Origin of the sequence: Luteimonas galliterrae (assembly GCF_023374055.1) — a bacterium.
Lineage (GTDB): Bacteria > Pseudomonadota > Gammaproteobacteria > Xanthomonadales > Xanthomonadaceae > Luteimonas_C > Luteimonas_C galliterrae.
Genome location: NZ_JAMBEP010000002.1, coordinates 209,022 through 231,733, shown reverse-complemented (window position 1 = coordinate 231,733; position 22,712 = coordinate 209,022). Strand labels below are relative to the sequence as shown.

Genomic DNA, 22,712 nt, shown 5'->3' with positions numbered 1-22,712 from the left:
AGTCCCCCGGCTCGTTGCCGATATCGCGATGCCCCCGAACCATGCCGATAGCGCATTGCGAATCGCCTTGCTGGAAGACGATGCGATGCTGCGCGAGCGCATCCTGGTGCCGGGCCTGGCCAATTTCGGTTTCGCGGTGGTAGGCACCGAAACCGCCGCCGCGCTGCATCATCATCTCAACACCCAGCCGGTGGACATGGTCGTGCTGGACGTGGGCTTGCCGGACCAGGACGGCTTCACCGTGGCGCGCAACGTGCGCGCGACCTATCCGGAGATCGGCATCGTCATGCTCACCGGCCGCGGCACCACGCCCGACCGCGTGCGCGGTCTGAGCGAAGGCGCCGACGCTTATCTGTCCAAACCGGTCGAGATCGAATTGCTTGCGGCCACATTGCACAGCCTCGCCCGCCGTTTACGCGGCCAAACCGCGCAAGCCGCGCCCAAACGCTGGCATCTGGACGGCAACGGCTGGTGCCTGGTGTCGCCGTCGGGGCGCAACGTCGCGCTCACGCGCACCGAGCGCCGCGTAGTCGAGCGGCTGACCGCGGCGTCGGGACAGTTGGTGACGCGCGACGAACTCATCGCTACGCTCACCGACAACGTGTACGACTTCGACGCCCACCGACTGGACTCGCTGATCTACCGGCTGCGGCGGAAAGTCGCCGACAGTTGCGGTGAGGCTTTGCCGCTGGTGGCGGTGCATGGCGAAGGTTACGTGCTGAACGATGCCGGCTGACCGCAGAGGGGCGTTGCGGGGCTCGCTTCGTCGTATTTCGTAGGTGCGAATTCATTCGCACGCTTTTCGCTTCGTGCATAAAAGCGTGCGAATGAATTCGCACCTACGAAAAGCAGCGGAGCAAGCTCCGCTCTACAGAGCCGCAGGTTCGGTCTCGACCAACGGCAGGCGCAGGTAGAACGTCGAACCCTTTCCGATCGCGCTGTCGACGCGGATATCGCCGCCAGCCGCCGCTGCGATATCGCGTATGACCGACAAGCCCAGCCCGGTGCCGTCCGCTGCGGATTTCGTGGTGAAGAACGGCTCGAAGATGTGCCGCTGCACCTGCTCGTCCATGCCGTGGCCGTCGTCGGTCATCGCGATCTCCACGCTATCGCCCGCGCGTCGCGTCGCGACCAGGAAACGTCCGCCCTCGGGCATCGCATCGCGCGCGTTCGCGGCGATGTTGAGGATCATCAACTCCAGCTCGCTGCGGTCCATGCGGACCGGCAGCGGCGCCGTGTCCGTCACCGATTCCAGCCGTACCGTCGGCGGGAACAGCTGGCGAAGCATCGGCTGCAATTCCGACAAGGCCTGCGTCACGTCGAAAACCTGCAGCTTCAACAGGTCGCTGCGGCTGAAACTGAGCAGCTTGCGGGTGATCGCGGTGCCGCGTTTGGCTGCCACTTCCACGCCTTCCAGCGAGTCGGCGAGCGCATCGGAGCGTTCGCGGTCGCTGCCGACGTCCTGCAGCCGGTGCCGCTGATAGGAGAAACCCAGGATCACGTCGAGGATGTTGTTGAAATCGTGCGCCACGCCGCTGGCCAGGCGGCCGGTGGCTTCCAGCTTCTGCGCATGGATCAGTTGCGCCTGCGCGCGCTCGCGTTCGGCCATCTCGAGCTGCAGTTCCCGGCGGCGCGCGTTGGATTCGGCGAGGCTTTCGCGCAAAGCGGTCAGGGTGCGGTCGAGGATGATGGTGATGATGAGATAGCTCAACACCAGCGACGGCGCGTTTCGCATCGAATTGCGGATCCATTGCGCGGTCTGCTCCGCGTTGTTGGCGTCGGCGACGAAGCCGACCGCGAATATCACCATCAGCAGGGCGAACACGATCCACAGGGCGCGCCTTCCCAGCACCAGCCCGCTGATCACCAGGGTCAGGATCACCGACACCTGATCGATCAGTTGCGCCTGCGCGCCGAGCATGTGGTAGGCGAGCAGCAGCGATGCGAGCAACGCACCGACGAACAATTTGATGGCGAGCCTGAAATCGCCGCGCCGGATCAGGAACACGCTGAACAACGCCAGCGAGGCGGTGATCAGGTCGAGCACCAGCACGATCGTCCAGCCTTCCGGTATCGGGCGCGACGACAGGTGCCAAGCCCAGTTCGCCGGCAAGGCGATGCCGTAGAACAGCAACAGCAACTGCATCACCGGCGCATTGCGGCGATCGACCTCGTCGGTGATCGGCGCGCCGCGCAGCCAACGTGTGACGCGGTTCAACATCTTGGACGAGGGCCTCGAATGCGTGTTCGATCCGTCGAACGGCGTGGAGCATCCGGCTTGCCGCGCATGGCGCGGACCGAACCGGCCACGGTGAGATTTCCGTGAGTATTGGGTGAGAAGGCGCGCGTGACAAGCCGCCGGGCGCCGCTTTAGGTTCGCAAACAACCCGCCGCCGCCACTTGCTGACGTTTTTGGTCGGCGTGCGGCGCGGATACCGAAGTCCGCCTCGGGGGCGTGAGGGCGGACACCACCACTGCAACGGCTAGCCGGTCTCCCGTCCGCGGGCGCCGCCTGAAGCCCTGTTTGCACTTCGAAAACGCAATTCCGGGAGAGAGGTTCGATGAACAAGGTTTTCAGTCTGGTGTGGAGCCGGTCGTTGCAGGCGCTTGTGGTCGCTTCGGAACTGGCGTCGGCCAACGGCAAGCCTTCGGGCCGGCCGAGCCGCCTGCGCCGCGCCGCCCTGGGCACGGCGGTGCTGTCGGCGAGCTTCGCGCTGGCGCCTTTCGCGCAGGCTGCCGGACCGGCCAAGGACATCTGCACCATCACGCTTCCGGGGCAGCGCGGGATCGCGGTGGAATGCGCGCAGCTCGAAAAAGTCGTGGCCGCCGCCAAGGCCGACAAGGGCAGGAAGAGCCGCCCTGTCGAGGACAGTTTCGATTCGGACTATTTCAAGGCCAACGGCGCCGGCGACGGCAGCGACGATGCCAGCGCGCAAGGCGAAGGCGCCATCGCGATCGGCAGCGGCGCGCAGACGCGGCCATGGGTGAGCGACGAGCTCGGCGAGGCGTTCGAAGCCGACGGCGCCGTCGCCATCGGCAAACAATCCACGGCCGAAGGCTGGGAAGCGACGGCGTTGGGCGCCAACAGCTTCGCTTCCGGCAATTCCTCGGTCGCGGTCGGCGGCGAAAGCATCGCTGCCGGCATCGGCGCGGCCGCGTTCGGCCAGGGCTCGATGGCGTTCGGCCATGCCAGCACGGCGATCGGCCAAGGCGCGGCGACGTTCGGCTTCGGCAACACGGCGGTAGGCGCCGGCTCCGAAGCCAGCGCCGAACAAGCGGCGACCGCATTGGGCGCGTTGAGCGTAGCGGCGGGCATGGGTTCGACGGCAGTCGGCGGCAATGCGCAGGCTTACGGCGACGGCAGTTTCGTCGGCGGCTTCGGCGCCGGCGCCAATGGCGAGGCCGGCGTTGCGCTCGGTGCGCATTCGCGTGCGGTCGCGGGCGACTTCAACGTCGCGGTCGGGGGTTACAGCACCGCGATCGGGCAGGGCAGCGTCGGCGTGGGTTCCAACAGCCTCGCCAACGGCCAGCATTCGGTCGCGGCCGGCTACAACGCGGCGGCGAACGGCGAAGACACGGTCGCGATCGGCGGCAGCGAGTGGACCGATCATGACGGCGACGGCATGCCCGATGTCGGCGAAGCGACGCTGGCCGAAGGGCAGGGCGCGGTCGCCGTCGGCAGCATGGCCGGCGCCAGCGGCAACGATGCGCTGGCCATCGGCCACCAGGCGAGCGCGTTGGCCGCCAACGCCACCGCGACCGGCGCGCAAAGCCTCGCGCAAGGCGAATCCAGCACCGCCACCGGCGCGCTGAGCCAGGCCAATGGCGCCGAAAGCACCGCGACCGGCTATCAATCCGTCGCCGATGCGGACTATGCCACCGCGGCAGGCAGCGGCAGCTACGCCGGCGCGATGGGTGCGAATGCTTTCGGCGCGGGCGCGACCGCGTTGGGCGAAACGTCGAATGCGATCGGCTACGGCAGTGTCGCGACCGGCTGGGATGCGGTCGCCGTCGGCACATCTTCTTATGCGTCGGGCGTGAATGCGGTAGCGATGGGGTATGCCTCGAGCGCGAATGCCGATCTTTCGGTTGCGATCAATACCGGCGACACGGTGGGCATGTGGACCGACGCGGTTCCCGGCGTCGGCGCGAACGCCAACGGCGGCGTCGCGATGGGCGCCGGCGCTTCGGTCGGCGCAGATGCCACTGCCGGTGTCGCGCTCGGTCTCAGCGCTACGGTTGCGCAAGGCGCCTATCAGGGCGTCGCGATCGGCGTAGGCGCCAATGCGGGCGATGCGCAGAGCATCGCGATCGGCGGCTTGGGCGTGGATCGCGATTGGTTCCTGCGCCCGACCTACGCGGGCGGCGTCGGTTCGATCGCCATCGGTCTTGGTTCCAATACCTTCAACGATTATTCGACCGCGCTCGGCGCATTCAGCACCGTGGAAGCGGACAACGCGGTCGCGCTCGGCACCAATTCGGTGGCCGATCGCGACAACAGCGTTTCCATCGGCCAGGTCGGCGACGAACGCCAGATCACCAACGTCGCCGCCGGTACCGAAGCCACCGACGCGGTGAACAAGTCGCAATTGGATGAAGTGGCCGAAAGCGTCAGCGATTCCAGCCACTACTTCGCCGCCAACGGCGCCGAAGACGGCAGCGACGACGCCAATGCGCAAGGCGAAGGCTCGATCGCGATCGGCCGCAACAGCATGACCACCCAGAACGCCAGCACCGCGATCGGCGCGGAGAGCATGGCCGACGGCCTGGGCGCCAGCGCGTTCGGCCAGGGCGCGATGGCGTTCGGCGATTCCAGCGTCGCCATCGGCCAGAGCGCGGTGACATTCGGTTTCGGCAATACCGCCGTGGGCGCAGGCTCCGAAGCTTCGGCCGAGCAGGCCGCAACCGCGATCGGCGCATTGAGCGTCGCCGCGGGCATGGGATCCACCGCGATCGGCGGCGATGCGCAGGCTTACGGCGACGGCAGCTTCGTCGGCGGGTTCGGCGCAGGCGCGAATGGCGAGGCGGGTGTTGCGCTCGGCGCGCATTCGCGTGCGGTCGCCGGCGATTTCAACGTTGCGGTCGGCGGTTACAGCACCGCGATCGGACAGGGCAGCGTCGGCGTGGGTTCCAACAGCCTCGCCAACGGCCCGCATTCGGTCGCGGCCGGCTACAACGCGGCGGCGAACGGCGCAGACACGGTCGCGATCGGCGGCAGCGAGTGGACCGATCATGACGGCGACGGGATGCCCGACGTGGGCGAAGCGACCTTGGCCGAAGGGCAGGGCGCAGTTGCCGTCGGCAGTCTCGCCGGTGCAAGCGGCAACAACGCGCAAGCGGTCGGTTACCAGGCCAACGCCATGGCGGACAATGCCACGGCCACCGGCGCCATGAGCATGGCCGGCGGCGAATCCAGCACCGCCACCGGCGCGAACAGCGTCGCCAACGGCGTGCAGAGCAGCGCGTATGGCGCGATGAGCGATGCCGAAGGCGATTATTCGACGGCTGTCGGCAGCGGCAGCCTGGCTTTGAGCGAAGGCGCGACCGCGATCGGCAACGGCGCCAACGCACTCGGCACCCAGAGCGTGGCCAACGGTTACGGCAGCTTGGCCAGCGGCGAGTTGTCGATCGCTCAAGGCAGCGACAGCCAGGCGCTGGGCGAAGCTTCGATCGCGCTCGGCACGCAGAGCCTGGCCGAAGGCATCGACAGCATCGGCGTGGGCGCGGGCAGCTACGCCGGCGATTTCGGCACGGCCACCGGCACGCTCAGTCACGCAGGCGTATTCGGCGCGACCGCGTTCGGCCACAGCGCCTGGGCGGACAACTATTACGCCATGGCGCTGGGTACGGCCTCCACGTCGCTCGCCGAAGGCGGTATCGCCATCGGTACCGACAGCTATGTCGATGCCGGCGCTTACCAGGGCATCGCCATCGGCAGCGTCGTGTCCGCGATGGGGCATCGCTCGATCGCCATCGGTTCGCAGTGGACCACCGCCGGGGGCGACAGTTCGGTCGCGATCGGCGGCACGATGGCTTGCGCCGACTTCGTTTGCATCGAGCAGAACACCGCCGCCTGGGGCATGAACAGCGTCGCGCTCGGCGCAGGGGCGCAAAGCCAGGCGGATCGCGCGACTGCGGTAGGCGGCGGCGCGGCGGCCGGCGGCATCGATTCGGTCGCCGTGGGCCAGTACGCCCGTGCCTGGAACGATACGTCGGTGGCCCTGGGCAGCAACACGCTGGCGATGGCCAACGGCGCGGTCGCCTTGGGCGCCGACTCGCTCGCCGACCGCGACAACACCGTGTCGGTCGGCAACGCCGGCACCGGTCTGACGCGCCAAATCGCCAATGTCGCCGCAGGTACCGAAGCCACCGACGCGGTCAACAAAGCGCAGCTCGACGAAGTCGCCGACAGCGTCGGCGACGCCAACGACTATTTCGCCGTCAACGGCGCCGGCGACGGCAGCGATGTCGCCATCGCCGATGGCGAAAACGCCACGGCCGCAGGTGCGAACAGTTCGGCCAACGGAACCGAAAGCAGCGCTTACGGCTACCAGAGCAATGCCGCCGGCGACTACTCGACCGCGGCCGGCGGCAGCAGCCTCGCGCTGGGCACCGGATCGTCCGCGTTCGGCACCGGCAGCAACGCTATCGGCGAATTCAGCAGCGCTAGCGGTTATGGCGCGGTCGCGGAAGGCGACAACAGCAGCGCGGTCGGTGCGAACGCGTATGCGGCGGGCGGCTCCAGTTTCGCTGGTGGCGCAAGCGCGCAATCCAACGGCGGCGGCAGCGTCGCTTTGGGCGCCAACAGCATCGCCAACGGATCCAACGGCGTGTCGGTCGGCGCAGGCAGCGAATCGAACGGCTTCTTCGCGGTCGCCGTCGGCGGATTGGCATGGGCCAACGCGCCGTTCACCACCGCGATCGGCGCTTTCGCAACGGCCGACGGCTGGCAGAGTACGGCGATCGGCAACGGCGCATTCGCTACCGATTTCAATGCGACCGCGATCGGCTCGGGCAGCATGTCCGGCGTCGGCGGCGTCGCCATCGGTTCGGGTGCGGCGTCCGGCTACTGGTCGTTCGATGAAGAGACGGGCGAAAACACATTCGTCGGCACGCAGGGCACTGCCGTCGGCCAGAACGCCGCAGCGACTGGCCAATACAGCACTGCGCTCGGCGGCTTCTCCGATGGCTCCTTCAGTTCCGCCGGCGCCACCGGCCAGTACAGCACCGCGATCGGTGCGGGCGCTTACGCCGGTTCGTACGGGGACAGCGAACTGGTCGGCGATCGCACGACGGCGGTGGGCGCGGAGAGTTGGGCGATCGGCGGTTCCGCTACATCGCTGGGCTTCAACAGCTTCGCGCAATCGGAGAATGCGACGGTGCTCGGCGCCAATGCGTGGACCACGCCGGAGGCATCGAACAGCGTCGCGCTCGGCCAAGGTTCGCTGGCCGATCGCGCCAACAGCGTCTCGGTGGGCGCTGCAGAAGATTGGACCGATGCAGGCGGCACCGTGCATGCGGCCATCGACCGGCAGATCACCAACGTCGCCGCAGGCACGCAGGACACCGATGCGGTCAACCTCGCGCAATTGAACGAAGTCGCCGACGGCGCGGCGCAGACCAGCAAGTTCTTCAAGGCCAACGGCGAGGAAGGCTCGACGGCAGGCGGCGAGAACAGCGTCGCGGCCGGCGCATCGGCCAGTTCCGGCGGCGCATTGTCGGTAGCGGTCGGCGCGGCCAGCAACGCGCAGGGCGATCTGGCCACCGCAGTGGGCAGCGATGCGCAGGCGCAGGGCGTCAATAGCGTCGCGCTGGGCGCCACCAGCCGCGCTCAGGCGCAGGCGACCGCGCTCGGCGCCAACGCCAATGCCGGCGCCACCGGCAGCGTCGCGATCGGCCAGGGCGCCAGCGTGAGTTCGCTGGCCACCAATGCGGTCGCGCTCGGCGCGAATTCGATCGCCACCAGCGCCAACACGGTGTCGATCGGCAGCACCGGCAACGAGCGTCGCCTCACCAACCTGCGTGCGGGCACCAACGCTACCGATGCGGTCAACGTGGCCCAGATGCAATCCATCGCGAACGGGCTCGGCGGCGGCGCCGGATTCTCGGCCGGCGCGTTCATCGCACCGACTTATATGATCCAGGGCGGAAGCTACAACAACGTCGGCGCAGCGTTCACCGCGGTCGACAACAAGTTGAACGATCTGCAGGGCCAAGTGAACGACATCCAGGTCGGCACGCAGGGCAACGCATCGGAAGGCGCGGAAACCACGGCGCCGGCGACGGCCGTCGCGTCGAGCGATGCGGCAACGCCCGACACGGCTTCCGCTGCCGCGCAGGCATCGGGCACGGGCCCGGTCGCCATGGCCTCCGCTCCTGCGCCGTCGCGCAACACCACCGAGGCCGACGCTTCCGCGCAAACGCTGTCGTCGGCCAGGAGCTACACCGATCTGCGCTTCAACGCCGTCACCGACGACTTCAACCAGTTGCGCATGGACATGGAAACCCGTTTCGTGCAGCAGGACCAGCGCATCGACCGCATCGGCGCGATGGGCGGCGCGTTGACCGGCATGGCGATGAACAGCGCAGGCCTGTCCGGCCAGAACCGCATGGCGGTCGGCGTCGGTGCGCAGAACGGACGCCAGGCCTGGGCGCTGGGTTACCAGCGTGCGGTCGGCGAACGCGCCAGCGTGTCGCTGGGCGCGGCATTCTCCGGCAGCGAAAGCACCGTCACCGGCGGCGCAGGCTTCAGCTGGTGATCCAAACGCATCGCGTGTCCGCACGCGATGCGGTTCCACCCCTTCCATTCCATCCAACCGCGTTCCAACGCGAAGGCGTCGGGTGTCCGGTTCCCCCGAAACGGCACACGGCGCCTATCGCCCCACCTTCGTATCCACGGGAGAGAGCAACAGATGAACAGGAATACCCGCCACCTGGCCGCCGGTGCCCTGACCGCAGCCGTGCTGGTTGCGCTGACCGCCTACGCCGCAACTCCGGATCGCGGCGCCCCTCATGCGCCGGCAGCGATGGCCGCGACCGCGGCGATCGCAAGCCAAGCCTCGGCCACGCCGGCGGCGCGGTTGATCTCCAGCCGCAGCAAGCTGCCGCTGGCGCGCACGCAGGCAGCCGACGGCTACCAGCGCTTCATCGTCAAATATCGCGACGGCAGCGTCGCGTCGCGCGGCGCTTCGGCGCTGGTCGACAACGCCAATGCGGCGCTGCGCAGCGCCGGCATCGCAGGCGCCAGCGGCGTGCGCGCTGCCTTGTCGCTGTCGCACCTGCGCAAGACCGGTGTCGGCGCCGATGTGCTGCGCGCTTCGCGCCGCCTGAGCGCGAGCGAATCGAACGCTTTCCTGCAGCAGCTGCGCAAGGATCCGGCCGTGCTGTACGCGCAGCCGGACTACATCAAGCAGCGCTACGAAGTGGTGCCCAACGATCCGTATTTCTCGCAACTGCAGTGGGATTACACCCATCCGGTCGGCGGCATGAGCGCCAGCACCGCGTGGGACATCTCGCAGGGCGAAGGCGTCGTCGTCGCCGTGCTCGACACCGGTTACGCCGATCACAGCGATCTGAACGCGAACCTGGTGCCCGGCTACGACTTCATCCACGACGAAGCGGTCGCCGGCGACGGCGACGGCCGCGACGACGACGCGCACGATCCTGGCGATTGGTACGGCCCTTACGCCAGCTCCTGGCACGGCACGCACGTCGCCGGCACGGTCGCGGCGGTGACCGACAACGGCGCGGGCCTGGCCGGCGTGGCATACAAAGCGAAGGTGCAGCCCGTGCGCGTGCTCGGCCACGGCGGCGGTTACACGTCCGATATCGCAGACGCCATCGTCTGGGCTTCGGGCGGCACCGTCGACGGCGTTCCGGCCAATGAAAATCCGGCCGAAGTGCTCAATCTCAGCCTGGGCGGCAACGGTTCCTGCAGCCAGGATCCGGTCACGCAGGAGGCCGTCGACGGCGCGATCGAACGCGGCGTCACCGTCGTCGTCGCCGCAGGCAACGACAACCAGGATGCCGCATTCCATTCGCCGGCCAGCTGCCGCGGCGTGATCACGGTCGGCGCGAACGGCATCGACGGCGCCAAGTCTTGGTTCTCCAACTACGGCGCCACCGTCACGCTGTCCGCGCCGGGCGGCAACGCCACCAGCGGCTCTTCGCCGGACGACATGTGGATCTGGTCGCTGGGCAACAGCGGTGCGGAAGGTCCGGAAGAAGAAGGCCTGATCGGCATGATCGGCACCTCGCAGGCCAGCCCGCACGTGGCCGCGGTGGTCGCGCTGATGCAGAGCGCAGCCGTTGCCGCCGGCAAGCCGCCGCTGACGCCGGCGCAGGTGAAGAACATCCTGCGCGGCACCGCGCGTCCGTTCGCGGTCACGCCTCCGGTCAGCACGCCGATGGGCGCCGGCATCCTCGACGCCGCCGCGGCGACCTTCGCCGCCACCCAGGACATCGGCGACGAAGAAGCCGAGCTGCTGGTCAACCGCGTAGCGATCACGCAGCTCACCGGCGCCGCCGGCGACGAGCTGCTGTACAAGATCGAAGTGCCGGCCGGCACGCGCAGCCTCAACCTGCGCAGCTACGGCGGCACCGGCAACGTGTCGCTGTACGTGTCCTACGACAGCGCGCCGACCAGCACCGTATTCGACCGCAAGTCGGCCAAGCCGGGCAACAGCGAAGCGGTGGTCTACACCAACCCCGCCGCGGGTACGTACTATGTGCGTCTGGTCGGCGAACAGGCTTTCGCGAATGTGGCCGTGCTGGGCATCTATCAGTAAGCGATTTACCGTACCAAGCGGTTCTTGGTCGGAGGGGGCGGGTGACCGCCTCCTCTTTTTTCTGCCTGTCGCCGCAGTCACGTTTTTTTGTAGGAGCGGCTTTAGCCGCGGGCTTTTCCGTCCGTCGCAACCATGGGGAAAGAGCTCGCGGCTAAAGCCGCTCCTACGAAAAGCAGGCTAGCGCGCCAGCGATGCCGCCAGCCGCGCGTCCCACAGCGGCAGAGGTATTTTCTGCGATTGATTTTGCAGAGCCGCCGCCTGGTTGTAGGTCGACAGCAATTGGCCCGGATCGCAGAAGGCGTCGATCACTCGTTGCCGGCCGAACTGCGTTTCGATGGTCGTCGCCATCTTCCAGCCCACCGTGTACCAAGGGCCCTGTATGCCGAAATAGCCCATCATCTTCTTGCGGACAGCGGCCTCGTCGCCGGCCTTGCTGTCCAGCACGCTGAGGAAATACGCGTTCTGTTCGGCCATGTCCTCGCCGAAGCGGGCTACGTTGCGGTCCCAATCGGCTTGTTCCTTGCCGCCCCGGTCGGCCAGCGGATCCGGGCGCGGGCCGCCGGCGGCCGCCAACACCGCCAGGCCTTCGGAGAAGGATCCCGTCCATTCCCGCATCCGCTCGGTGTTCTGGTCCGGGGCGATTTTCTTGTCCGATTTCCGCGGGCATACCGAGTTCTGGCCGATGTGGTGGAGCTCGTGGATCATCGTATTGCGGGCCTTGGCGGCGGATACGTCCGGATCCAGATACAGGAAGATCGCCGGATCTCCATACGTGTCGTAGACGAATTCGTTCTTTTTCGGCTTGATCATCGGGAAGATGGTCGCCTTCATGCGCGCATCGGCCGGCAGATAGGCGAAAGCGACCCTCGCCGATGCTTCGATGGGCTGCGAACTCCATTCCCGCAACACGCGCCGCAGCGCCGCGATCTGCGCAAGCGTGCGCGGCTCTTCCATGAAAGCCTTGAACTCGGCGTCGGTGAAGCTGCGCCCCATGGAATCTTCCCGGTCTTTCAGGCGCCGGTAGCCGGCGGTCGAGAACAGCGCCTGCCAGTCGCGCTCCGTCACCGGGTCGCCCTTCGCCTGCTTTTCGAAGATGGCTAGCGCCGCTTCGGCCTCCGCGATGTCGAATTTCACATCCACGGCGCCGGCCGGCTCGGGTTCCGAGGACGAAGCGGGCATGGCCATGACTGCTGCCGCGACCAATGCACTGATGACTGTGTTTTTCATGGCGGTGCCCCGTCGGCGGCCCGGACTAGCGGGTCGGTTCCGCTATGGATGCATTCGGGCAAAAAAGAGTCGCAGCGGGCGCACGCTTGACTTATAGCCGTCATTCCCGCGAAGGCGGGAATCCAGTGTCTTTAGCTTTCCATTCCCGCCGAAGGTGAAGGAGCAAAGTCACTGGATTCCCGCCTTCGCGGGAATGACGGCCCTGAAATAACATGCCTAAGGCGCCAATGCCCTCAACAGGGCGGCGTTGAAGCGCTCGGGCGCTTCGACCTGCGGGGAATGGCCCAAATCGTCGAATTCGACCAGGTTCGCCTGCGGAATCAGCCGCGCCGCGCGCTTGCCCAATGCCGGATAGTCGCCAAGCCGCTGCGCCACGTCCGGCGGCGCCTGATCCTTGCCCATCGCGGTGCGGTCGCGCTGGCCGATCATCAGCGTGGTCGGCACGCGGATGCGCGGGAATTCGTACAGCACCGGCTGGCTGAGCACCATGTCCGAGGCCTGGGCCTGGTTCCACGCCACCGCCTCCTTGCCGGGCCCGGCATAGAGGCCGGCCAGCATCGCGGTCCAGTGTTCGTACTCGGGTTTCCATTGGCCGTGGTAGTAGACCGTCTGCTGGTACTTCTTGATGCTGTCGAAATCGGTCTTCAGTTCTTTCGCATACAGCGCATCGATACCGCTCCAGGGCACGCCTTCCGCGCGCCAGTCCTCCAGCCCGATCGGGTTGACCAGCACCAGACGTTCGGTGTCCTGCGGATATTGCAGCGCGTAGCGCGCAGCCAGCATGCCGCCCATCGAATGGCCGACGATGGCCGCGCGCTGGATTCCCAGCTTCCGCAGCAGGGCATGGGTGTTGTCGGCCAGCTGGCCGAACGAGAATTGATAGCGCTCCGGCTTGCTGGACTTGCAGAAGCCGATCTGATCCGGTGCGATCACGCGGTAACCTGCGCCGGCCAACGCGGAAATCGCCGACTCCCAGGTCGCGGCGCAGAAGTTCTTGCCGTGCAGCAGCACGGCGGTGCGGCCATTGGCCTCTCGCTCGGGCGCGATATCGAGATAGGCCATCGACAGCGCCTGCCGTTGCGACTCGAAATCGAAACGCTGCACCGGATACGGATAGTCGAATCCTTCCAGCTGCGGCCCATAGGCCGGCTGTTGCGCATACGCAGGGAACGCGAGGCCGAAGAGCGCAATGCCCAGGAACGGAACGGGGGAAATGCGAGTGCGCATCGCAGCCTCCATGAAAACGAAACGCCTATGCTAAACCGGCCTCGTTGGAGGTGCGGTGACGGGATGCGCGGCGCCGCTACTTCAGGGCGGCGGCGCATTCCAGCGGCTTGGCCTGCAGCAGGAAATGCGGGCCTTCGATCTCGATGCAGACCGCGTTGCGGCAGAGATCGCGGATGCCGCGCCAGCCCGCACCGCCGATCAGGCGGTCGCGGCTGCCTTTCAGATACAGCAAGGGGCAGTCGATATCCGCGATTCGCGGAGTCGCATCCGTCTCCGCTGCAGCGAGCAGACGGGCGCGCATCGCTTCCGCGCTCACGCTGCGCACCGCGTCGCGCACGCGGCGCGCCCAATCGCGCGTGGACCAGCGGCCCATGAGCCACGGCATCGCCGGAGCGATCGGCAGCTTGTTCGACGGCAGGATGCGCTGCATCGCGTCGAACGCGCGCAGCATCCGCGACCGCGGCGCGCGCGCGAACGAGGCGCAGAGCACCAGGCCGACCAGGCCTTCGGGCTTGCGCGCTGCGAGCTCGATCGCGATCGGGCCGGAAAACGATTCGGCGATCAGCACGTACGAACCTTCCCGCGGCAGCGATTCGGCGACCAGCGCGGTCAGCGCCTCGTACCCGAGCGCGGCGTCCCTGGGATACGAGACGACCTTCGCGACCAGCTCCGGCGCCAACGCCGTGGCGAATTCCGTCAGCAGTTCGCCGGTGCCGTCCATGCCCGGCAGGATCAGGGCGCGGATCATGGCGCCGCGCCTGGCGATATCGAACGTCGAGCGGGGGCTTCGGAACGCATATTCTGATGTCGCCGTGCCGGTGGACTGCGGTGGGGGGATTGTCACATTCTCCATGCCGGCATGCTGCGACCGTATGCGCAAAGCGACGGCGGCGTGCCCGTTCGGGCCGTCGGAACAGGGCGTGTCGGGACGCTGTCGTGATGCTGTCGTGGCGCCGGGCCATGCGGTGGACTAGCTTGCGAGACCTTCCTTATCCTTGGAGAGGTCGTTGCCGTGAGTACGGAGATGAAGATAAACGCGGAGCTGATCAAACGGCTGCGAGAAGAGCGCGGCTGGTCGCAGGAGCATCTGGCGGCCGTCTCGGGATTGAGCGCGCGCACCATCCAGCGCCTGGAGGCCGATGGGAAGGCCTCGCACGAATCCAGGCTGGCCCTGGCCTCGGCTTTCGGGGTAGAGCCTTCCGTTCTGGGCGCGGCTCAAGCGAATGTAGATCCGCTTACCTCGAAGCCAGCGAACCCGGCATCCGCATTGCAGGCGTGGCTCGAACATCCGTCCTGGCGGTGGTTTTTCGTGATGTTGGCCGCGTGGTTCATCTACCAGGCGGGGCGCGCGGCGGGCGAGGCCTGGTACTACATCATGCACTGAGCCGGCGCGGGCGCCGGCCGAAGATCAGCATTCGATCACATTCACGGCTAACCCGCCGCGCGACGTTTCCTTGTACTTGTCCTGCATGTCGCGACCCGTATCGCGCATGGTCTTGATGACCTTGTCCAGCGATACCTTGTGCTTGCCGTCGCCGCGCTGGGCCATGCGCGCGGCGTTGATGGCCTTCACCGCGCCCATCGCGTTGCGTTCGATGCATGGGATCTGGACCAGGCCGCCGATCGGATCGCAGGTCAGGCCCAGGTTGTGCTCCATGCCGATTTCCGCGGCATTTTCGATCTGCCCGGGCGAGCCGCCCATCGCGGCGACCAGGCCGCCGGCGGCCATCGAGCAGGCGACGCCGACTTCGCCCTGGCAGCCGACTTCGGCGCCGCTGATCGATGCGTTTTCCTTGTACAGGATGCCGATCGCCGCGGCGGTCAGCAGGAAATCGAAGATGCCTTGTTCGTTGGCGGCCGGGCAGAAGCGTTCGTAATAGTGGCCGACCGCGGGAATGATGCCGGCCGCGCCATTGGTCGGCGCCGTGACGACGCGGCCACCGGCGGCGTTTTCCTCGTTCACCGCCAGCGCGTACAGGTTCACCCAGTCGAGCACCGTGAGCGGGTCGCGCATCGCCGCTTCGGGCTTCGACGCCAGTTCGGCGTGCAAGGCGGGCGCGCGCCGCGCGACGTGCAAGCCGCCGGGCAGGGTGCCGGTCTCGCGGATGCCGCGGGCGACGCAGCTCTGCATCGCTTTCCAGATCTCCCGCAGGCCGTTCTTGATCTCGTCTTCGCTGCGCCAAGCCTTTTCGTTGGCGAACATCAGCTGGGCGATGCTCAAGCCATTGCGTTCGGCCTGCGCCAGCAACTCGTCGCCGCTGTGGAACGGATACGGCAGCGCGGTGGTATCGGCGACGATGCGGTCTTCGGCCGCTTCGTCCTGGTTCACCACGAAGCCGCCGCCGACCGAGTAGTAGTCGCGCGTGGCGATTTCGGCATCGTTGGCATCGTAGGCGGTGAAGCGCATGCCGTTGGTGTGGTAAGGCAGTTTCTGGCGCTTGTTCATCACCAGGTCGCGCTTTTCGTCGAAAGCGATCTCGTGACGGCCGAACAGGTTGATCTTCTTCTGGCCGCGGATGCGTTCCAGCGCGGCGGGGATGATGTCCGGGTCGATCTGGTTCGGCCAATGGCCTTCCAGGCCCATCAACACCGCTTTGTCGGTGCCGTGGCCGCGGCCGGTCAGCGCCAGCGAGCCGAACACTTCGGCGCGGATGCGGGCCACATCCTGCAAACGGCCTGATTCGAGTAGCCATTTTTCGACGAAACGCGCGGCCGCGCGCATCGGCCCGACGGTATGCGAGGAGCTCGGCCCGATGCCGATCTTGAACAGGTCGAAAGTGCTGACAGCCATGCCGCTATTCTATGCCTTATCCGCGTCCGCCACGGCCCCCGGAACCGCAATGCCGCTCACCCTTTACCAACGCGACGATTGCCCGCTGTGCGACCAGGCGCTGGCGGTGCTGGCGGCCGCGCGCGCGCCTGAATTCGATAGCGTATGGATCGACGACGACGATGCGCTGGAGGCCTTGTACGGCCACCGCGTGCCGGTGTTGCGCGACGATGCGGACGGGCGTGAGCTGGACTGGCCGTTCGATGCCCGGACCGTGCAGTCATTCCTCGCCGCCGCCTCGTAGAGCGCGGCTTGCCCAGCTGCCTTGCTTCGGCACTGTAGAGCGGAGCTTGCTCCGCTGCTCTTCGCTCTTAAGCCGTTCGCTCTTAGGCCGTTCGCTCTTAGGCCGTTCGCCCCTAAGCCGTTCGCCCTTAAGCCGTTCGCTCTCATGCCGTCATCCAGCGAACGCTGGGACCCATGTTGCTCTGGCGCTTGCCCCTTCAGCCGTCATCCCGGCGAAGGCCGGGATCCAGGCCCGCGTCCTCACGGCTTGCGCTGCGACTCGCGCCATGGACAAAGGCTTCCGGGCTGCGCCCGGGTCACTTTCTTTGTTGGCCCAAAGAAAGTAACCCAAGAAAGGGCCTGAACTGCGGTGCGATGCGTCGCACCTGTAAGTTCGCCAGCGGACCTGCTTTCGTCGTGGCTGACCTTCTTACGCAGGTACTAGATTTTGATTCGTAGCGTATGGGTGACGTGGCTTTTGCGGATTTGCGCTAAGGAGTAGTTCTGGTCGATCGCCTCGGATCTGAATGTCGAAGCGACGGAGGAATCCCGAGCGCTGGCGAGCAATGGCCAAGAACACGGGTAACCCCTCGCCGTAATACCTTCCAAAGCCCCTTTTTCTTTGGTGACTTCTCTTTTTGGGCCCCACAAAAAGAAAGCATGCCCCGAACTTGCCGAAGGGTCATTCGGCCGCGGTTTTAGCGGACGAAAACTCCGGCCGGGAAGGCCGGCAGGTCGCGACACCCCCACGCAAAGAGCAGCGGGGCAAGCCCGCTCTACACAGAGCAAGCGCAAATCTCCCCCGGCTTTTTTTCAACGAGGGAGAAAGGGGAGTGCGTTGAGCGCGGTTTACTTGGCGGGCTGCAGGACGACCTTGGTGCTGACCGCCACCTCGTTGGGGATGGCCTTGGTGTCGGCCCAGTCGCCGGTGCCGACGCCGAAATCCAGGCGTTTGACGGTGGCCTTGCCGGTCAGCACCGGTTTGGCGCCGGGCGTCCAGGTGAAGGTGAGCGTGACCGGCTTGCTGACGCCGTGCAGCGACAAAGTGCCGTCGGCGGCGTATTGGTTGCCGCCCAGCGCGCGGAACTTGCTGGCGGTATAGCGCGCTTGCGCATGTTTGGCGACGTCGAAGAATTCCGCGCCTTGCAGGGTCGAATCGCGATCGGCGTTGCCGGTCTTGGCGCCGGCCAGCGGGATCGTCACATCCAGCTTGGCATTGGCCAATTGCGCCGGATCGAAGCTCAGCTTGGTCGAGAAACCGGGGAAACTGCCGGTGAACGTCTCGCCGTCGTATTGGCTGGCGAACGCCAGCGTCGAGCCCGGCGCCTGCACGTAGTCGGCGGCGAGGGCGGGTGCGGACATCATCGCCACTAGGGCGGCGGCGACGGCGGCGGGTGAAGACAACTTATGCGGTTTCACGTTATCTGACATCGGGGAATTCCTCTTGGGGTCGGTCCGTCGCGACGGTGTCCGGCGGGTTTTGCGGCTGACCGCGCTTGCTCCAGCCTTTCGGCAGCATCCGCATCAGCGTGGCGTCGTTCTGGAAGACGTGGTGGTAGATCGCGGCGCCGGCGTGCAGCACGACCAGCACCAGCAATACCAGGAACAGCGTTTCGTGGACGTCGTGGGACAGGTCGCTGAGCGATTTGTCCGGCGGACTGAGCTTGGGCACCTCGAACAGGCCGAACCAGCGGAACGGACGCAGGCCGCTGGACGAGTCGTACAGCCAGCCGGACAAAGGCATGGCGAAGATCAGCGCGTACAACAGCCAATGCGTGACGCTGGCGATGCGTTCCTGCCAGGTCGGCGTGCCGGGCACCGGCTGCGGGGCGCCGGCGTACAGACGCCAGGCCAGCCGCAACACCGCCAGCGTCAGCACGGTGAGCCCCAGCGATTTGTGCAGCGTGTAGACCCAGAAATACTTCGGCGTCTTCGGCAGCTCGCCCATGGTCAGGCCGACGGTGGCGATCACCAGGATCAGCAGCACGATCAGCCAGTGGAACGTCTGGCTGACGCCGCCCCAGCGTTCGTCGGTGTTCTTCAAGGTCATGGCGTGGTCACCGGCTCGGTTTCGGGCGTGACGGGAGGCGCTTGGGCTTCATCCGGCTCCGTTGCGTCCTCAGGCGGAGGCGCATCGATCGCGGGTTCTTCTTCGGCGCCGCCGCGATCGCGTACGGCCTCGGCTTCGATGCGCAGTTCCACCGTGTCGCCGATGACCGCTTTCCACGCATCGATGCCGAAATCCATGCGGTCGAGCGTTGTCGTCGCCGAGAAACCCGCGGTGCGGCGGAAGGGCGGCATCGGATGGCGCTTGAGCGCGTTCAAGGTAACGTCCAGTTTGACTTCCTTGCTCACGCCGTGAAGTCGAAGCGTGCCGTAGACAGAGGCGCGCTGGGCGTCGATCGGTTCGATCCGGGTCGAAACGAAGGTGGCCTGGGGGTGATCCTTCACGTCCAGGAGCCGGTTGGCCATCGCTGCCTTGTTCCATTTCTCGTCGCCCAGGTCGATGCGGTCCAGCGGCACGCTGACCTCGAGCTTGGCGCTGGACCAATCGTCCGGATCGAACAGCAGCGTGCCGGTGCTGCCGGAGACGGTGCCGATGGCGTTCGAAAAGCCCGCGTGGGATACCGCGAACATCACCCGCGTATGCACCGGATCGAGCCGATATTGGACCGGACCGGCCGCGAGCGCGGCTTGCGCGCCGAGCAGCGACAGCAAAGCGAGTAGCCAGCGGGTGAGCGTCATAGGCGGGTGCCGGGGCGGTTCTGGGAACTACGCCCGGATTCTAGGCTGCCGGGAATGAATGCGGCAGCCACGGAAGACAGGGGCGTGGGCTTGCGGCCGCAACGCTGCGTTGCGAGCATTGCCGGGCCGGCGGAGCCGGGGAGGGGTTCATGTTGCGCATATCGATGCTGCTGCTGGCGCTGGTTTGGGCGGCAGCGGCGCACGCCGGCTTGCCCGAAACGCCGCAATTCCGGCGTTTCGGTTTCGAGCAGGGCTTGCCCAAGAGCGCCATCCATCTGGCGGTGGATCAGCAGGGCTATCTGTGGATCGCGACTCTGGACGGGCTGGCGCGCTACGACGGCGTCGAATTCAAGATGTGGCGGCAGCGCGTAGGCGCGGCCGATTCCCTGCCCGACAACGTGCTGCAAGTGGTGCATGTGGACGCGCAGAACCGCATCTGGGTGGCCAGCAGCACGGCGTTGAGCATGCTCGACAAGGACCGCCGCGGCTTCACCACGATCCGTTTCACGCCGGAAACCGCCAGTTGCGGGCGCGAGATCACTTCGATCGCCTCCACCTTCGACGGTGCGCTCTGGTTCGGCACCTACGACGGCGACCTGTGCCGCCTGGATCCGCAAGGCGCGGTCAAGCGTTACGCCGCCGATCCTGCGCAACCCGACAGCCTGCCGGTCGCGCCGGTGATGTCCTTGCTGGTCGATCGGCAGGGGCGTTTGCTGATCGGCACCGACGACGGGCTGGTGCGCTTCGAGCAGGGCCGTTTCATGCGGATCGCGCCGGCGGTGCTGGGCGGCATCAAGGTCGGCACCTTGAGCATCGAACCCGATGGCACGGTGTGGGCCGGCAGCGAAAAAGGGCTGCACCGGCTGACGGCGGACGATCGGCTGGTGCCTGCGCCATGGACGTTCCAAGCCAACGCCACCCACGGCGTGGTGGTGCGCGATCAGCGCGGCGGACGCTGGATCGGCACGATGGGAGGCCTGTACCGCGAAAAGGACGGCGCGTTCCAGATGATGGAGCGCGATACCAACATCGGATTGTGGGGTCCGGAAAGCGGCGTGCTGTGCATCGCGCAGGATCTGGAAGGCGGCGTGTGGTTCGCCACGTATTCGCAAGGACTGGTGTACCTGCCCCCGAATTGGGACCGCTTCGCGACGGTGACGTCGGTGGACGGCTTGATGCTGGACAACCTCGATCTGCGCGATGCCGTCGCCGACAAGGAAAGCGGATTCTGGGTCGCCACCGCGACCGATCTCTACCGGCTCGAACGCGACAGCCGCAAGCTGCGCAAAGTGGCCGGCGCGAAAGAGCTCGGCTTGCAGTGGATCCACTCGCTGAGCCGGCGCCACGACGGCAAGCTGTGGATAGGCCATTCCGCCGGGCTGGTTTTGTTCGATCCGGCCACGCGGCAGGCGCAACGTTGGCCGTTCGGCGCCGCTGCCGATCTGGGCTACACCGTTTCGCAGGCGATGGAATTGCCGGACGGACACGTCTGGGTCGCGTTGTTCGGCGGCGTCGTGCGCGAATACAGCGCCGCCGGCAAGCTGCTGCGCGAAGTGGATCCGGAAGATACCGGCAGCTGGCGCGGCGCCTCGATGCTGGTCAGCGGGCCGGACGGGATGCCGTGGGTGCCGTCGGGGCAAAGCCTGCAGCGCTGGGACGGGCAGCGTTTCGTCGCGGTGCCCGTCGCGCCCGGACAACCGGTCTACACCCTGGCGTTCGCGGGACCACAGCGCGTATGGGTGGCGCGCCTGGGCGCGCTGGAGGCCTACGACTGGAACGGCCGCGATTTGAAGCTGCGCGAGAGCATCGACAGCAGCGACGGCCTGCCGGACGTGGACATCGACGGCATGATGGTCAGCGCCGGCGGCCAGATCTGGCTGAGCACGATACGTGGCTTGCTGCTGTATTCGCCCGAACGGCATCGCCTGCGCATGTTCGGCGCGCACGACGGTTTGCCCGATCCCGATTTCTCGTTCACTTCGCCGCGGATGGGCGCGCAGGGTGACGCACTGGCGGTATCGGCCGGCGGCCTCGCCCTGTTCGATCCGGAAATGAGCATTCCCGAGCCCGATCCGCCGCCGCTGGCGATCGAGAGCCTGAGCGTGCTGCGCGACGAGGACGAAAGGCCCTTCGACCTGTCCGCGCCCGTGGTGCTGCAGCCGCGAGACCGCGATTTGCGCATCACCGCGCGGCTGCTGTCGTTCGCCGATCCGCGTTCGCACAAGTACCGCTTCAAGCTGGAAGGCTACGATCCGGACTGGATCGAACAGCCGGGCAACGGCGTGCGCGTTTTCTCGCGGCTGGAACCGGGCCGCTACCGGTTGACGGTGCAGGCGGCCAGCGCCGGCGGCGCATGGTCGCTGGCGCGCGATTTCGACATCACCGTGCAGCCGCCGTGGTGGCGTACGGCCTGGGCCATCGCCGCCTTCGTCGTGCTCGGCGTGGCATCGCTGGTCGGCCTGGCCTGGATCTATCAGCGGCGCTTGCGCGGCAAGCAACAATGGCAGCTGGCGCGGCACAAGCACGAACTGGCCGAACAGGCGTCCGAAGCCAAGACACGCTTCCTGGCCACGCTCGGCCACGAGGTGCGCACGCCGATGACCGGCGTGCTGGGCATGAGCGAACTATTGCTGGGCACGTCGTTGGACGAGCGCCAGCGCGGTTACGCGCAATCGATCCGGCGCGCCGGCGAGCACCTGCTGCGGCTGGTCAACAACGCGTTGGACCTGGCCCGCATCGAAGCCGGCCGGCTGGATCTGGATCACGTCGATTTCGACTTGCACGAACTGGTCGCCGACGTGATCGCGTTGATGGCGCCGGTGGCGCGGTCGCGCGGATTGCGCTTCGACGACACCATCCATCCCGACACGCCGCGGGTGCTGCGCGGCGATCCGATGCGGTTGCGGCAGATCCTGCTGAACCTGCTCGGCAACGCCATCAAGTTCACCGAACACGGCAGCGTCGGCCTGCACGTATCGCCGCTGCCGCCGCAAGGCGTGCGCATCGGCGTGACCGATACCGGGCCGGGTTTGAACGAAGAACAGCGGGCAAGGCTGTTCCAGCGTTTCCAGCAGGCGGAAGGCGCGCGCACCGCGGCGCGCTACGGCGGCAGCGGGCTGGGGCTGGCGATCTGCCAGGAGCTCGCCGCCGCAATGGACGGCCGCATCGATGTCGACAGCGATCCGGGTCTGGGCAGCCGTTTCACCGTCGATCTGCCCTTGCCCGAAGGCGACGCCGCCGCGCTGGCGCAAGCGCAGACGCCTGTGGCATTACCTGCCGTCGCCAAGCCGGCTTCGCTGCGCATCCTGCTGGTGGAAGACGATGCGACCGTCGCCGAAGTGATCGCGGCGTTATTGCGCACGCGCGGACATCATGTCGTCCATGTCGCGCACGGGCTCGCCGCGTTGACCGAGGCGGCGATGACGGCATTCGACCTGGCCATGCTCGACCTCGATCTGCCGGGCATGGACGGCTTCGCGTTGGCCCGGCAGTTGCGCCTGCAACGCTTCGCGGGCCCGCTGCTCGCTGTCACCGCACGCGCCGATGCGGACGCGGAACCGCAGGCGCAGGCGGCAGGCTTCGCCGGTTTTGTGCGCAAGCCGGTGACCGGCGACATGCTGGACGAGGCGATCCGCGCGGTGTTCGAGCCCGAGCAGATCTATGCTTAACGTAGG

Annotated in this window: 13 protein-coding genes and 1 pseudogene; 6 read left to right on the top strand and 8 right to left on the bottom strand. The window is 66.9% G+C overall.

Annotated elements, in window-relative coordinates; translation table 11 throughout:
- The first annotated feature begins 28 nt into the window (after positions 1–28).
- Positions 29–736 carry a response regulator transcription factor gene (locus tag M2650_RS11730; protein ID WP_249474725.1) on the top strand — a complete coding sequence of 236 codons (708 nt, stop codon included), beginning with the start codon at positions 29–31 and terminating at the stop codon, positions 734–736.
- Between the two features lie 132 nt (positions 737–868).
- Here M2650_RS11730 and M2650_RS11725 read toward each other — a convergent pair whose 3' ends face one another.
- Positions 869–2,221: a sensor histidine kinase gene (locus M2650_RS11725; RefSeq protein WP_249474723.1), complete on the bottom strand. Its 1,353-nt coding sequence runs from the start codon at positions 2,219–2,221 to the stop codon at positions 869–871.
- 340 nt (positions 2,222–2,561) lie between these two features.
- Between M2650_RS11725 and M2650_RS11720 the strand changes: the two genes are divergently transcribed.
- Positions 2,562–8,759, top strand: coding sequence for an ESPR-type extended signal peptide-containing protein (locus M2650_RS11720; protein WP_249474721.1), 6,198 nt, complete (start codon positions 2,562–2,564; stop codon positions 8,757–8,759).
- Between the two features lie 153 nt (positions 8,760–8,912).
- Complete coding sequence (locus tag M2650_RS11715) at positions 8,913–10,787, top strand: S8 family peptidase (RefSeq protein ID WP_249474719.1); 1,875 nt, start codon at positions 8,913–8,915, stop codon at positions 10,785–10,787.
- A gap of 177 nt (positions 10,788–10,964) precedes the next feature.
- On the opposite strand, the gene M2650_RS11710 is transcribed toward M2650_RS11715, so the two are convergent.
- The 3 genes from M2650_RS11710 to M2650_RS11700 form a co-directional block, all read right to left on the bottom strand.
- A complete protein-coding gene (locus M2650_RS11710) occupies positions 10,965–12,014 on the bottom strand; it encodes a DUF5700 domain-containing putative Zn-dependent protease (RefSeq protein ID WP_249474717.1) in 1,050 nt (349 codons plus the stop codon).
- Positions 12,015–12,230: 216 nt separating this feature from the next.
- The gene (locus M2650_RS11705; protein WP_425602542.1) at positions 12,231–13,241 is read right to left on the bottom strand and encodes an alpha/beta fold hydrolase; all 1,011 of its coding nucleotides are present in this window, start codon (positions 13,239–13,241) and stop codon (positions 12,231–12,233) included.
- A gap of 76 nt (positions 13,242–13,317) precedes the next feature.
- Complete coding sequence (locus tag M2650_RS11700) at positions 13,318–13,989, bottom strand: alpha/beta fold hydrolase (protein ID WP_249474714.1); 672 nt, start codon at positions 13,987–13,989, stop codon at positions 13,318–13,320.
- 264 nt (positions 13,990–14,253) lie between these two features.
- Here M2650_RS11700 and M2650_RS11695 point away from each other — a divergent pair, with 264 nt between their 5' ends.
- Complete coding sequence (locus M2650_RS11695) at positions 14,254–14,625, top strand: helix-turn-helix domain-containing protein (RefSeq protein WP_249474713.1); 372 nt, start codon at positions 14,254–14,256, stop codon at positions 14,623–14,625.
- A gap of 24 nt (positions 14,626–14,649) precedes the next feature.
- Here the strand turns inward: M2650_RS11695 and M2650_RS11690 are convergent, their stop codons facing one another.
- The gene (locus M2650_RS11690; RefSeq protein ID WP_249474712.1) at positions 14,650–16,032 is read right to left on the bottom strand and encodes an L-serine ammonia-lyase; all 1,383 of its coding nucleotides are present in this window, start codon (positions 16,030–16,032) and stop codon (positions 14,650–14,652) included.
- Between the two features lie 49 nt (positions 16,033–16,081).
- Between M2650_RS11690 and M2650_RS11685 the strand changes: the two genes are divergently transcribed.
- Positions 16,082–16,315, top strand: a complete 234-nt coding sequence (locus tag M2650_RS11685; protein ID WP_249474710.1) for a glutaredoxin family protein — start codon at positions 16,082–16,084, stop codon at positions 16,313–16,315.
- Positions 16,316–17,142: 827 nt separating this feature from the next.
- Here the strand turns inward: M2650_RS11685 and M2650_RS11680 are convergent.
- The 3 genes and pseudogenes from M2650_RS11680 to M2650_RS11670 all read right to left on the bottom strand — a co-directional run bounded on the left by M2650_RS11680 (position 17,143) and on the right by M2650_RS11670 (position 19,038).
- On the bottom strand, positions 17,143–17,724 hold the full coding sequence (locus tag M2650_RS11680; RefSeq protein ID WP_249474708.1) for a YceI family protein: 582 nt from the start codon (positions 17,722–17,724) through the stop codon (positions 17,143–17,145).
- A 70-nt stretch (positions 17,725–17,794) separates the two neighbouring features.
- A pseudogene (locus M2650_RS11675) lies at positions 17,795–18,343 on the bottom strand (cytochrome b); the annotation flags it as partial.
- Positions 18,340–19,038 carry a YceI family protein gene (locus M2650_RS11670; RefSeq protein ID WP_249474706.1) on the bottom strand — a complete coding sequence of 233 codons (699 nt, stop codon included), beginning with the start codon at positions 19,036–19,038 and terminating at the stop codon, positions 18,340–18,342. The gene M2650_RS11670 and the pseudogene M2650_RS11675, both read right to left, overlap by 4 nt.
- Positions 19,039–19,187: 149 nt before the next feature.
- Between M2650_RS11670 and M2650_RS11665 the strand changes: the two genes are divergently transcribed.
- A complete protein-coding gene (locus M2650_RS11665; RefSeq protein WP_249474704.1) occupies positions 19,188–22,706 on the top strand; it encodes a hybrid sensor histidine kinase/response regulator in 3,519 nt (1,172 codons plus the stop codon).
- The last annotated feature ends 6 nt before the right edge of the window (positions 22,707–22,712 follow it).